The 13,761-nt window shown below is 37.1% G+C and carries 11 protein-coding genes; 9 read left to right on the top strand and 2 right to left on the bottom strand.

The genetic code is table 11. The features are described from left to right. Positions 1-22: 22 nt before the first annotated feature. Positions 23-736: a CDP-alcohol phosphatidyltransferase family protein gene (locus OK18_RS03020; RefSeq protein ID WP_053327040.1), complete on the bottom strand. Its 714-nt coding sequence runs from the start codon at positions 734-736 to the stop codon at positions 23-25. Between the two features lie 89 nt (positions 737-825). Here OK18_RS03020 and OK18_RS03015 point away from each other — a divergent pair, with 89 nt between their 5' ends. The 6 genes from OK18_RS03015 to OK18_RS02990 all read left to right on the top strand — a co-directional run bounded on the left by OK18_RS03015 (position 826) and on the right by OK18_RS02990 (position 9,015). Continuing rightward, the gene (locus tag OK18_RS03015; protein ID WP_053327039.1) at positions 826-2,754 is read left to right on the top strand and encodes an LTA synthase family protein; all 1,929 of its coding nucleotides are present in this window, start codon (positions 826-828) and stop codon (positions 2,752-2,754) included. A gap of 208 nt (positions 2,755-2,962) precedes the next feature. Continuing rightward, on the top strand, positions 2,963-3,382 hold the full coding sequence (locus tag OK18_RS03010) for a DUF2147 domain-containing protein (RefSeq protein WP_050019896.1): 420 nt from the start codon (positions 2,963-2,965) through the stop codon (positions 3,380-3,382). A 267-nt stretch (positions 3,383-3,649) separates the two neighbouring features. Further along, a complete protein-coding gene (locus OK18_RS03005) occupies positions 3,650-4,630 on the top strand; it encodes a pyruvate dehydrogenase complex E1 component subunit beta (protein ID WP_053327038.1) in 981 nt (326 codons plus the stop codon). 116 nt (positions 4,631-4,746) lie between these two features. Next, on the top strand, positions 4,747-6,738 hold the full coding sequence (locus OK18_RS03000; protein WP_053327037.1) for a KUP/HAK/KT family potassium transporter: 1,992 nt from the start codon (positions 4,747-4,749) through the stop codon (positions 6,736-6,738). A gap of 60 nt (positions 6,739-6,798) precedes the next feature. Beyond that, positions 6,799-7,272: a Fur family transcriptional regulator gene (locus tag OK18_RS02995; RefSeq protein ID WP_034709941.1), complete on the top strand. Its 474-nt coding sequence runs from the start codon at positions 6,799-6,801 to the stop codon at positions 7,270-7,272. Between the two features lie 3 nt (positions 7,273-7,275). Next, the gene (locus OK18_RS02990; protein ID WP_053327036.1) at positions 7,276-9,015 is read left to right on the top strand and encodes an OstA-like protein; all 1,740 of its coding nucleotides are present in this window, start codon (positions 7,276-7,278) and stop codon (positions 9,013-9,015) included. A 126-nt stretch (positions 9,016-9,141) separates the two neighbouring features. Here the strand turns inward: OK18_RS02990 and OK18_RS02985 are convergent, their stop codons facing one another. Next, positions 9,142-10,767, bottom strand: a complete 1,626-nt coding sequence (locus tag OK18_RS02985) for a T9SS type A sorting domain-containing protein (RefSeq protein WP_053327035.1) — start codon at positions 10,765-10,767, stop codon at positions 9,142-9,144. A 281-nt stretch (positions 10,768-11,048) separates the two neighbouring features. Here OK18_RS02985 and OK18_RS02980 point away from each other — a divergent pair, with 281 nt between their 5' ends. From OK18_RS02980 to OK18_RS02970, 3 genes are all read left to right on the top strand, one after another. Beyond that, positions 11,049-12,224, top strand: coding sequence for an aspartate aminotransferase family protein (locus OK18_RS02980; RefSeq protein ID WP_053329277.1), 1,176 nt, complete (start codon positions 11,049-11,051; stop codon positions 12,222-12,224). Positions 12,225-12,413: 189 nt separating this feature from the next. After that, positions 12,414-12,800 (top strand): START-like domain-containing protein, encoded by a 387-nt coding sequence (locus tag OK18_RS02975; protein ID WP_047097383.1) that lies wholly within the window; start codon positions 12,414-12,416, stop codon positions 12,798-12,800. 78 nt (positions 12,801-12,878) lie between these two features. Further along, a complete protein-coding gene (locus OK18_RS02970) occupies positions 12,879-13,691 on the top strand; it encodes an aminotransferase class IV (RefSeq protein ID WP_053327034.1) in 813 nt (270 codons plus the stop codon). The last annotated feature ends 70 nt before the right edge of the window (positions 13,692-13,761 follow it).

Genomic DNA, 13,761 nt, shown 5'->3' with positions numbered 1-13,761 from the left:
TATCTTCCGATACCTGAAGCTTTTATTTTAACTGGTTTTGAAAAACTAATGATACCAGCATATAATAAAGGACTAGTATCGGTATTCCCACCACTTTAAATAAGGCAATAATAATAATGCCGCCTATCAATAAAACAAGTTTGGGGTAATTATCTTTTAATTGCCTGGATTTGAATTTCATAGCCATCATTTTTATCGGACTGATCAAAAGCCAGGAGGTAAGGATGGTGAGTAAAATCAATAACAAGGCATTCTCAAACAGAAAGCTGAAGTTACCGGTTTCTTTAAAAGCGTAATACAAACCGAAAAGTAAAACGGTGTTGGTAGGAGTATTTAGACCTTTGAAATAATAACGCTGTTCTTCATCAAGGTTAAAAATGGCAAGTCTCAGACAGGAAAATACGGTAACCAGTAAACCTGTATATTTGATTTCAAAAGGTAAATGCATTCCCAGCAGCTCAGTTCCGAAAGGCTCCAGGGCTTTATACATCGTAAGGCCGGGAATCAATCCAAAACTCACCATATCCGCAAGAGAATCAAGCTGAAGCCCGAGGTTAGAGTTTGATTTCAGGGCTCTGGCAACAAAACCGTCAAAAAAGTCAAAAACTGCGGAGAGAACAAGACAAAGGGCTGTGGTCTGATAGTCTCCTGAAATAAGATGTATAGCACCTATGGAACCTGCAAATAAATTAGCTAGGGTCAAAGCGTTGGCCAGATTATTCTTTATAAAATCCATAACCACAAAATTACAGTTTTTAAAAATTACAGCTCAAAATAATATGGACTAAAAAATGCATTATAGTGATTTTGATGTAAATTTGCGGCATGAAATTTTTAAAAGGATTTAGAAAACAGGAAGTTCTGGTATTGCTTTACAGAATTTTTTTAGCATATGTTTTTTATCAGATTGCCAGACTTTTGTTCTGGTATTTTAATAAAGACCTTATTAAAGTGGATACCGTTTCGGAATATATAAAATTAGCCTATCACGGTACAGCTTTCGATACAACGGCTATTTTATATGTGAATGCCTTATTTATCCTTCTCAGCCTGCTGCCATTGGTGATCAATACTAAAAAAGGCTTTCAGAAAGTTCTTTTCTGGCTTTATTTTTTGACCAACGGATTGGCCTATGCAATGAACTTCGGGGATTTTATTTATTATAAATTTTCCCAGGCAAGGCTTACTTCAGCAGTATTTCAGGTGGCAGAGCATGAGTCAAACGTTTCAAAAACATTAATGATTTCCATCGGGCAACATCCTTTTGTACTGATCTGGTATATTGTTTTAATGGTGGTATGGGTTTTCCTTTATAAAAAAGTAAAGGTTGAAGATAAAAAACCGGTAAAACTGCTTCCTTACTTTCTGTATTCGATTGTTACCTTATGCATTACGGCCGTTTTGGTTGTAGGAGGGATCAGAGGGGACTTCAAGCATAGCACAAGACCTATCAATATGGTGGATGCTACCCGTTTTGTAACAAATCCGTTACAGGGGAACATGGTTCTCAATAGTACATTTTCTTTTTTCAGAACTTTAAATACGAATAATTTTAAAGAAGTTCATTTTGTAGATGAAAAATATATTGAAGATCATGTATTTCCCTACAAGGTATATGAAAGAAAAGTTGAAAATCGTCCTAATATTGTTATTTTCATCGTAGAATCTTTCGGAAGAGAATATTCCGGAGCTTTTAATAAAGATAAGAATATTAAAGATTACGTTTCCTACACTCCGTTTATAGATAGTCTGGCCACTCAAAGTCTTATTTTTCCCAACACTTTTGCCAATGGAAGACAGTCTATTCACGGAATGAGCAGTGTACTGGCAGGAATTCCGAGCCTTACAGATGCTTTTACAGGATCTCCGTATTCCAATCAGAAAATTCAGTCTATTGTTTCCGTTTGTAATGATCTGGGGTATGATACCTCTTTTTACCACGGGGCACCCAACGGATCGATGGGTTTCCTCGGATTCGGAAATATCCTGGGATTCAAACATTATTTTGGAAAAACAGAATATAATCATGATGAGGATTTTGATGGAATGTGGGCAATATGGGATGAGCCCTTCCTTCAGTATTTTGCTAAAAATGTAGGAAAAAAACAACCTTTCATGGCTACAGTATTTACCGCTTCCTCACATCATCCTTTTAAAATCCCTGCAAAATACAACGGGAAATTTAAAAAAGGCAGAATAGAAATGCATGAGCCGATCCAGTACACGGACTATGCCATTAAAAAGTATTTTGAGACCGCTGAAAAGCAGCCCTGGTTCCACAATACGATTTTCGTTTTCACCGGGGATCATACCAACCAGGTGTATTATTCTGAATATGAACGGGCAATGAACCGGTATGCTGTTCCTTTGATCTTTTATTCCCCCAACCCTGATTATCAGCTCAAGGGAATCAGCCAGGAAACAGCACAACAGGCAGATATTTATCCGACACTGGCAGACCTTATCGGCTATAATAAACCTATCAGAAGCTGGGGGAGAAGCCTGGTAAGCAACAAAAACTATCCCTCTATTGTTGTAAATTCTGATGGAAGCACCGAACAGTTTATTATCGGAAACTATATGTACCGTTTTGACGGAAAACAAATCCTCGGAGTCTATGATAAAAGTGATCTGGGACTTGAAAAAAATCTGATAGACCAGCTGAAAACTGCCGAAGTTGAAAAAGGAAAACAGGTAGCGAAAGCCTGGTATCAGGATTATATGGATAGGGTAATCAACAGGAAATTGAATTAGAAAGAGGAGGAAGAATGAGGATGATAACTTTTTGATAAAATGTCTGACTGTTTATCATCCGGAATTTGGATTTTTTATCACTGCTTTTCCTGCCTTCTTTGCTTCCTTTATGCTTTGTATAATAAAAGTTTTTGTTTGTTGAAAATTAATTTATATTTTTATCAATACTTATAAAAGAATATTGTATAAAATTAAAACGATAAGAAATATGAAAAAAATAATGTTAACATTCGTCCTTTCCCTGTTCAGTGTGCTTACCTTTGCACAGATAGAAGGAAAGTGGAAGACTATAGATGATGAAACAAAGCAGGCTAAATCCATTGTTGAGATATTTAAAAAATCAGACGGAAAATATTACGGAAAAGTTTCACAGTTACTGATAAAGCCGGCTGATCCTAATTGTACAGCTTGTAAAGATGACAGAAAAGGGAAACCGATTGTAGGATTGGAAATCATCAGAGGGCTGAAAAAAGAAGGGGATGAATTTACCGGGGGTAGTATTACCGATCCTAAAACAGGGAAAACCTACAAATGCACGATTACAAGAAGCGGTGATAAGCTTAATGTAAGAGGATATCTGGGATTATCATTATTAGGAAGAACCCAGGTTTGGGAAAAAGCAAACTAATCAAGTTTAAATAGAATTTTAAAGATGGCATTTCAGCAATGAAATGTCATCTTTTTATGAAAACTACTAAGAACTACGCTGCAAGGAAATTTCTAAAAATAATAGAAGTATAGGTTAACGTTCTTTATGCTTCAATAACTTGTCTGTTTTAAACATCACGTCTTGAATTATTCTTAATATTGGAGCGTCTTGTTCAAATGAGATGCCTTTTTGTTATGTGTATAATAAAAAAACACTATTTTTGTACTCTAAATTTTTCAAGAAAATATGGCAGAATATACTTTTCGTGAGGTAATTGCACAGGCAATGAGCGAGGAAATGCGTAAAGACGAATCCATCTACCTGATGGGGGAGGAAGTTGCAGAATATAATGGTGCATATAAAGCTTCAAAAGGAATGCTGGATGAATTTGGTCCGAAAAGAGTAATCGATACTCCGATTGCAGAGCTTGGATTTGCAGGAATCTCCGTGGGAGCTGCAATGAATGGAAGCAGACCGATCGTAGAATTTATGACATTCAATTTTTCACTAGTAGGAATTGATCAGATTATCAATAATGCAGCGAAAATCCGTCAGATGAGTGGTGGACAGTGGAACTGTCCAATCGTTTTCCGTGGTCCTACCGCTTCAGCAGGACAATTGGGAGCTACACACTCTCAGGCCTTTGAAAGTTGGTATGCCAACTGCCCGGGGCTTAAAGTAGTGGTACCTTCCAACCCTTATGATGCAAAAGGATTATTGAAAACAGCAATCCAGGATAATGACCCTGTTATTTTCATGGAATCTGAGCAGATGTATGGAGATAAAATGGAAATTCCTGAAGAAGAATATTACTTACCAATAGGAAAAGCAGATATCAAAAAAGAAGGTACAGATGTTACCTTGGTTTCTTTCGGTAAAATCATGAAGCTGGCTATCCAGGCTGCTGAAGATATGGCTAAAGAAGGTATCTCTGTAGAAGTGATCGACCTTAGAACAGTTCGCCCTCTTGATTTCGATACAATTTTAGAATCAGTGAAGAAAACAAACAGACTGGTTATCCTGGAAGAAGCATGGCCGTTTGGTTCAGTATCTTCAGAAATTACTTATATGGTACAGCAAAAAGCATTTGATTATTTAGATGCTCCTATCAAGAGAATTACTACTCCTGATGCGCCTGCACCTTACTCAGCAGCATTGTTTGCAGAATGGTTCCCAAAACTTGAAAAAGTAAAAGAAGAAATCAAAAAAGCGATGTACGTGAAATAATTATAGAGAAAAACTTCCGAAAGGAAGTTTTTTCATTTATTATATTCATGAAGAAAAGTTCTTAGGGTCATAAAATTGATATAAATTTGCGCTTTTAAAAAAATAAATTGGCTGATATGGCAGAAGTTACAGAAGGCGGTCATCATTTTGACTTAAAGAAGCTTTCATTTGTAGGCGTTATAGTTTCTCTTGGAATCGTTTTCGGAGATATTGGTACGTCACCGCTTTACGTAATGAAAGCAATTGTGAACGCAAGAAAAGAAGGCGCCGCTATGCCGTTTGATGAATACATTGAAGGAGCTTTATCGTGTATCATCTGGACGTTGACGCTTCAGACTACCCTCAAATATGTAATCATTGCTCTTAAAGCAGATAACAAAGGGGAAGGTGGAATCCTTGCTCTTTATTCATTAGTAAAAAAACTGAAGAAAAAATGGCTGTATGTGGTCGCCATTATAGGAGCATCCACATTGGTAGCCGATAGTGTTATCACTCCTTCCTTAACGGTGATGTCCGCTATTGAAGGTCTGAAAATCTACAATCCCGAAACGCCTGTTGTTCTTATTACATTGGTGATTTTATTTGTGATTTTTGTCGTACAGCAGTTTGGAACCGCTTCCATCGGAAAGTTTTTCGGCCCTGTTATGGTGACGTGGTTCCTGGTTTTAGGAGTTTCCGGATCTCTTCACATCTTTGATCACATTGAAATTCTTAGAGCATTCAACCCGATATATGCCTATAACCTGATCACCCACTCTTCAAGTGCCATTGTTATTATGGGGGCTGTTTTCCTTTGTACAACGGGAGCAGAAGCTTTGTATTCGGATCTGGGGCATTGTGGTGCAAAGAATATCAGAATCAGCTGGGTATTTGTTAAGCTGATGCTTATTTTAAACTATTTGGGACAAGGTTCATGGCTGCTTGATAATTATCACCAGGTGCACAACGGAGTAAATCCTTTCTTTGGAATAATGCCTGAATGGGCCGTTTTACCAAGTGTAATCCTGGCCACAGCAGCAGCTATTATTGCGAGTCAGGCGGTTATCACCGGGTCATTTACCATGTTCTCGGAGGCAATGTCTATTTCTTTCTGGCCTAATCAGCATATTGAATATCCTTCAGGGATTAAAGGACAGATGTATATTCCAAGAATCAACTGGGGATTAATGGCTTTTTGTTTTATCGTCGTTGTATTCTTCCAGAAGTCAGAACGCATGGAAGCCGCTTATGGATTGACGATTACCATTACCATGCTCATGACAACCATTCTCCTTTTATTCTGGCTGAGCAGAACAAGGGTGAGCAAAATTTTTATTATAGGTTTTGCCATTGTTTATCTGTTCCTTGAATCAGGTTTCTTCTACGCAAATGTGATCAAATTTGTAGACGGAGGTTGGCTGACAATGGTGTTAGGAGGATTTATTGCAGTTTGTATGTATGCCTGGTATAACGGACGATTAATTAAGGCCAACTTTATCCAGTATGTGAAAATAGAAAAATATGTTTCTATTCTTAAAGATATGAAGCTGGACGAAACCATTCCTAAATATGCAACAAATCTTGCTTACCTGAGCAGGGCGAAAAGAAATGATGAAGTGGAATCTAAAATTATTTATTCCATTATTAAAAAACAGCCGAAAAGAGCAGATCATTACTTTATCCTAAGTATTGTAAACCAGGAAGATCCGTACACCTTTAAATATACCGTAGACGAAATTCTTCCCGGAACTGTTTATAAAATAAACTTCCTTCTTGGATTTAAAGTAGACCGGAGAATTAACGATTACTTCAATATGGTTTTAAAAGATTTAATGGCTGATGGGACCATTCCGTCAAGAAGCAGCCATCCGTCTTTAAGAGCTCACAATATCCCGCCGGATCTTAAGTATGTGATTATAGATAATACCTATATCAACGATATTCTTTTGACGGTTAAACAGAAAATTACTCTTAATATTTACAATTTTGTGAAGTATATCGGAAGTGATGATTTTAAAGCCTGGGGAGTATCTTCGCATAATGTTGAGGTAGAGTCTGCTCCTATTACGGAACTTACCGTTTATGATAATAAGATCGAGCAATCCGGGTATTTCCGTCACAACTCCTAGAGTATCTGAGCATGATATCTATTTAAATAAAAATCAATAAATTTGTAGATAATTTTTTTAATGGATACAATACAAAAAGAAAAAAATATAGCTTTGATCAAGGATGTTTTAAGAAACTACTTACTGGAAAAAGGGTTTAGAAACACCCCTGAAAGATATACGATATTAGAAGAGATTTATAATATGGATCATCACTTCAATGTTGATGATCTGTACCTTCTGATGATGCAGAAAAAATATCATGTTTCCAAAGCTACAATTTACAACACTATTGAAATTTTCCTGGATGCGGGCCTGATCCGTAAACATCAGTTCGGAGAAAAAACACTGACCTCTTCATCTTATGAAAAGTCTTATTTTGATAAACAGCATGACCATCTGGTAATCTACAAAAAAGACTCCGATAAAGAAATTGAAGAAATTATTGAATTCTGTGACCCCAGAATTCAAGGAATCAAAGAAGCCATTGAAGATGCATTTGGCGTAAAAATTGATTCTCATTCGCTATATTTTTATGGCACTAAGAATGACTAATTAATGAGAATAATCCTTTTTCTGTTACTTCTTATCTCTACGCTCAGTTTTGCGCAGGATAAAACTCCCGTGAAGAGAGATCCCTATCTGCAGACTCCTTCATCGGCCCGGCCTGTCCAGACAAAGCCTGAAGATAAAGTAAAAATCATCCACGCAGATAAAATTATAAAAGACCCTGAAAAATATGAAGGCAATCAGTACTTCACAGGAAATGTTCAGATTGAACACCAGGGCTCTGTTCTTACAGCAGATGAAGTCATCCTGTATAATGAGGAAAACTTTGTAAAAGCAATCGGAAATACAAGACTTCAGAATACCGACGGCTCCGTAATTACTGCAGGAGAGATGGAATATGACGGGAATACCCAGAAAGGGGTTGCCCGGAAAAATGTAGTGCTTACAGATCCGAAACAAACCATTAAGACAGATATCCTGTATTATGACAGGATCTCCAATCAGGCCTATTTTAATACCGGAGGTACAATCTCGGACGGACAGAATATAACCTATACCAAATCGGCTACGTATTTTCTCAATACCAAAATAGTAGATCTTACCGGAAACGTAAAGATAGATACTCCGCAGTACATTATTGAAGGACCTAATATCAAACAGAATCAAAATACAAAGGTTGCCGACTTTACCGGACCAACAACCATTACCAACAAGGCTAATCCAAAAAACAGGGTATACACGGAAAGAGGAACTTATAAGATGGAAACCAAGGAAGCCTTCCTTAATAAAAATTCCAAGATTTTTTATAATGATAAAATCCTTACAGGGGACGATATGTATTATAATCAGCTGAGTGGCTTTGGAAAAGCAACCGGAAATGTAATGCTGGATGACCCGAAAGAAAAAAGGTATATCAAAGGAGGCTATGGAGAGGTTTTTGAGAAAAAAGACTCTGCCATGATGACTAAAAATCCTTATGCGGTAAAAGTAATGGAAAAAGATTCCATCTATTTTGCTGCAGAAAAAATTATCTCTTATCAAAGACCGGATTCATCAGATATCAAGGTGAAAAAAAGCTATTTGAGAGCATATAAAAAAGCGCGTGTCTATAAATCCAATGCTCAGGGAAGAGCAGATTCCATTGCCTTTAATGAAACAGATGGAATCATGCATATGTATACCCAGCCCATTCTGTGGAGTGGAGAAAAACAAGTGACCGGAGACAAAGTAGAAGCTTATTTCAATACCAAAACTGAAGACATAGACTCTTTAAAAGTTATTGGTAATGCCTTTGCGATCAGCAAAGTGGATTCTTTAACATTAAAAGATGAATTCAACCAGGTGAAAGGAAAATTCATGACGGTTTACTATGAGAAAAATGCGATCAAAGAAGCGAAGGTTATCGGAAATGCGCAATCTATCGTGTATGTAGATGATACGGATCAGGAAACAAAGAAGCCCGAAAGAATCGGAATTACCCTGTCTGCTTGCGGGATTATAGGTGCCTTGTTTGAAGAAAGGGCCCTGCAAATTATTTCCTGTAGTATAGGTGCAACTTCAGATACCTATCCGATGAGCAAAATAGAACCGGCCAGAAGAAAATTCCCGGATTTTAACTGGAATACCAAAGATAGAATCAGAAAATGGCAGGATATTCTTGTCGATAGTCCTAATTACGAAGAAATAAAATACTCTGCCGATACCGAGCTCTATGATAAAGCCCAGGAAGCTGTGGAAAAAGAAAGAGCGAAAGAAGAGGCTAAAAAGCCGAAGAGAGTAAGAAAATAATAAAAGAACCGCTTGATACAGCGGTTCTTTTTATAATCATGCGTTGTTGTCCCGTATTAAAATTGTATAAGTTTAAATGAATCAGCAATTATATTCTAATTTCCTTGCTTCTTTGTAGTTGCTCCTTTATTCCTTACTGAATGTATGGGTATAGTTCCGGTCTTTGATTTTTAAATAATAAACTCCTTTTAACAGGTTCTGAACAGATATTTTGCTGCCCTTGATATTTCCTGACTGTATCAGTTGGCCTGTAGTATTGTAAATGTCATATTTTTGATCTTTCATCCCCTTAATGCTGATAACATCTTTGGCAGGGTTAGGATAAATAATATCTGATAACTGGTTTCCTTGGGTTTCTTGGGTGTTAAGGGCTGAAAACTTAAAATTCTGAGCATAAATGCTTTCTTCTGAATCCGAAGCCTTTTTTTCATGGAATACAATTACATTTTGTCCGTTAACAGGGGCAAGACTGGTAATGCCGGATTTTGTGGCAGGATAGGTTGCCATTGGGAAATGTTCCTGGGCCCAGCTGAAATCACCGGAGTTATTCAATGATACCACATTCAGGGAAATTGCATTAGAGTTGGGATCTGTATTTTTTTGTATGATAAAAAACGGATTGTCATTGATCAGGTATAAATTTCCTGCGTGATGCCTGAGGCTACTATCTATCGGATATATCTGTTTTGCGGTATTGGTCAGGAGTCTTGCTCCGGTATTCTTATCAAATTTCTGAATAAATTCACCACCTAGATTCTGGCTTGGATTAGCATAATGTGCAATAGCCCATACATGTGGTGCGCCGGGAGTCATTGCCGCTTTGATTCCTAGCTGGAAATTAGAAGGGTCGGTCGTGAAATTAACTCCATCCGCACCCCATGGAAGAGTTCCGTCGGAATTGATCTTTTGAAGGTAACCATACAAGGCATTATTATCTGATCCGATATAAGCACAGTAAACAGTTGTTCCGTCAACAACAATGCTATTATATTCCCCGACTGACGACGTTACTTTTGTTGAAACCTGTTTAGGAGCGTTCCAAAGAATAGTACCTTCATGATTGATTTTTTGGGCAAATAAGTAAGCATTTGTTCCACCGATTGATTGATTAAAAATGATTTCATATTCATTGTCAGAGACTTTAAAAAGACCTACCGGATTGGTTTCTTTAGAGAAGTCATCAGACTTGATGTCAACGGGTGCTTGCCATACAGCTTGTCCGTTTGAATTAAAGCGTTGTACTTTTGTATATTTTTGAGTTATGGGAGCGTAAGCTACCATAATATCCCCTCCTGATAAAGGCAGAATCTTGGGCAGGGCAGCTTCTCCCAGCATAATACCGTTAGGCCATACCGAATTTCCTTGCGGGGTTATTTTAAATACATATCCGGCGTTTCCTGCTCCCGTTCCCGTTACCCCAATATATAAATTGTCGGAAGAATCGATCGCGGTTCCTTCTACAGCAAAATACGTAGACATCGGAATTTGATTGCTGATCATGATGCCGTTATTTCCCAGCTGCTTATTTCCGTTCTGGTCCAGAATCTGAAGCCATAATTCATAATTTACAGGAGCATTTACTTTCTTCCAGTAGGTCACATATGTTTTCCCGTCGCTCATTGCCGTTGGAAATCCAAAAACTTCGGAGTTGGTATCAACTACCTTTACATTCTGACCAGTATCAGGATTCCATTGAGATCTTGCCGTTATCATACCGGCCAATACTAAAATACTTAAGAATAGATTTTTCATAATATGTGATTTTTTATATTACTAAGTTAGAGAATTAACTATTGCCTCTAAATGCTCCGGCGTGTTAAATAATGTCAATTCTAGTTGGTGTTTTATAATTCAGATTAATTTTAAAAAATAATTTACTTATATCTATGTATGGTGATTAAATATTAATAGAAATGCTTTTTAAGGTAAATTATAATCAATAGAAAATTTTCATTTGAAGCTTATTCAAGGTTATTATTTCGGGATTTGCAGAATCTTTTATAGCTTTGCTGAAATTTTTGAAGACGATGGAAATGCAAAAAGATTTCTTTATATATCAGGCGCAAACCACAAAATTTGCAGCCGGCTTTGAAGTTGAAAAAGCTGAAGGAAGCTATATCTATGGGACAGACGGTAAACAATATCTGGATTTTGTAGCCGGAGTTTCAGCCAATACATTGGGACACTCGCACCCGAAGGTTGTTAATGCTATCAAAGAACAGGCAGATAAATATCTTCACGTTATGGTATATGGCGAATATGCACAGGAAAAGCCTGTTGCATTGTGTAAGCTGCTGGCGGAAGCAACACCGAATCCTTTAGAAATTACTTACCTGGTGAACAGTGGGGCAGAAGCAATTGACGGAAGTTTAAAGCTGGCAAAAAGATATACGGGAAGAGAAGAAATTGTTTCTTTTAAAAATTCATATCATGGAAATACCCACGGGGCACTAAGTGTGTCCGGAAACGAAACTCATAAACGGGAATTCCGTCCCCTACTGCCTATGGTTACATTTATTGAATTCAATAATGAACATGATTTTGATAAAATTACAGAGAAGACAGCATGTGTTATCCTGGAAACCATTCAGGGAGCGGCAGGATTTCTGGTGCCTGATAATGACTATCTGATTAAACTGAAAAAAAGATGTGAAGAAGTAGGTGCCCTTTTAATTCTTGATGAAATTCAGCCGGGATTCGGAAGAACCGGAAAGCTGTTTTCTTTTGAACATTTCGGAATCGTTCCGGATATTTTGGTGATGGGGAAAGGAATGGGAGGTGGAGTGCCTGTGGGGGCTTTTATGAGTTCCCGGGAAATTATGGAGACCCTGTCCCATTCTCCGAAGCTTGGACACATTACTACCTTTGGTGGAAACCCTCTGATTGCAGCGGCAAGCTATGCTACCTTAAAAGAAGTTATAGAAAGCGGTTTAATGGATGAAGTTGCAGAAAAAGAAAAATTATTCAGGGAATTACTGATCCATCCAAAGATTAAAAACATTAACGGGAAAGGATTGATGCTGGCCGTAAATCTCGGAAGTCCTGAATATACTTTAGACGTTGCAAAAAAATGCATGGATAAAGGACTGATCGTATTCTGGCAGCTTTATCGAAATGAATATCTGAGAATCTCTCCCCCGCTTACCATATCCCTGGAGGAAATCAGACAAGGTTGTCAAATCATCCTTGATATTCTTAACGAAAATTAAATATAAAATCTCTCCCCACCGGAGAGATTTTTTTATGTATTGCATGCTAGTTTTAATGGTTCATACTTAACATAATACATATTTAAAATCTCTGATAAATATCATGCAGATCCCTTAAAAAAATAATTGCTTTTTTGTGTAATAAAAAAATTAATTTATATATTGCGGGACGATAAAAACAAAGATTATATGGCGAAACATAAAGTCCATTACGAATTTCCAATGCATTGTTTATCAGAGATTTTGTATGAATATCTGGCCACTGCGGAGGGATTGTCTGAATGGTTTGCGGATGAGGTAACAGAGAAAGGCGATGATTTCTTTTTTAGCTGGGGAGGAGGCCCTGCTGAAAAGGCCACTTTGATCAGATATAAGCCTGAAGGTTTCGTGCGTTTCAGATGGGAAGAAGACGAAGGCACTAAGAACTTCTTTGAAATGACTATCGTAATAGATGATATTACAGAAGACTTGTCTCTTAATATTACAGATTTCTGTGAAGATGGAGATGAAGAAGAAAACGCAATGTATTGGGAAAATCTTATTGAGAATCTCAGAATAAAATTAGGTGCAGCATAATGCTGGTCTGTATTAAATGATAAAACTGATGAACGATTTATCGTTCATTATTTTTTTGTAAATAAATTGCATCAAAAATTGGAAAATCAATATTTTACATCGGACGAATTAAATGTAAAGAACAGAGCCTTTCTTTGGGGAGACTCAGTGAAGGTATCTTTCTTTGTGAAAGACGGAGAATTAATCATGGATGAAGAATGTTATTTCTTCCTGATGGCTTCCATGAGAAAGATGAGAATGAATATCCCCCTGACTTATACCCTGGAGTTTTTTCAATCACTTTTCCAAAAAGAAAGTATAGAAGGGAAAGGAATAAAAAACGGAATTATCAATTTCCTGGTTTTCAGAAATAATGATGGGCCTACCCTGGCAAAATCTTCAGTTTCCTATTTTTATGAAATAACGGAAATGGAAGATGTGCTTACTGTTCACCAGAGGCCACTGGAATTGGATTTGATTAAAGAAATCAATGTAAACAATAACCTGTTGAGTAATATCAGGGTTCATTGTCCGGAAAATATTTATGGAGGGATCTATGCTCAGGAAAATGATCTGGATGATGTTATCCTGCTTAACCCTAACAAAAGGATTGCCCGTACTACCACAGGAAATTTATTGTTTCTCGAAGGAGATGTTATTAAAATTCCAAAGCAGACAGAAGGGGCCTACATTTCTCCGTTAATGGAAAATTTTGTGACTTTCCTGCATAAAAATAACCTTGCAGACATACAGGAACACGAGATTATTGCATTTGAATCTCAAAAAGCAGAAGAAATTTTATTGATTTCTGATGAGAAAGGCATATTTTCTGTTGGTAAAATTAGAAATAAAACTTTTGACAATACCCGTTTCTTGAAACTCGTAGAAAGCTGGAAGAAAAGTTTTAATTAAAATTGACAAACCCGGTAAACAACAAAGTTCCGAAAGTCCTTTACCGGGTTTTATTCTGAGTAAATCAGAA

This window comes from Chryseobacterium gallinarum, from assembly GCF_001021975.1.
GTDB lineage: Bacteria > Bacteroidota > Bacteroidia > Flavobacteriales > Weeksellaceae > Chryseobacterium > Chryseobacterium gallinarum.
The sequence above is the reverse complement of the archived record's forward strand: the minus strand, read 5'-3'. Positions and strand labels throughout refer to the sequence as shown.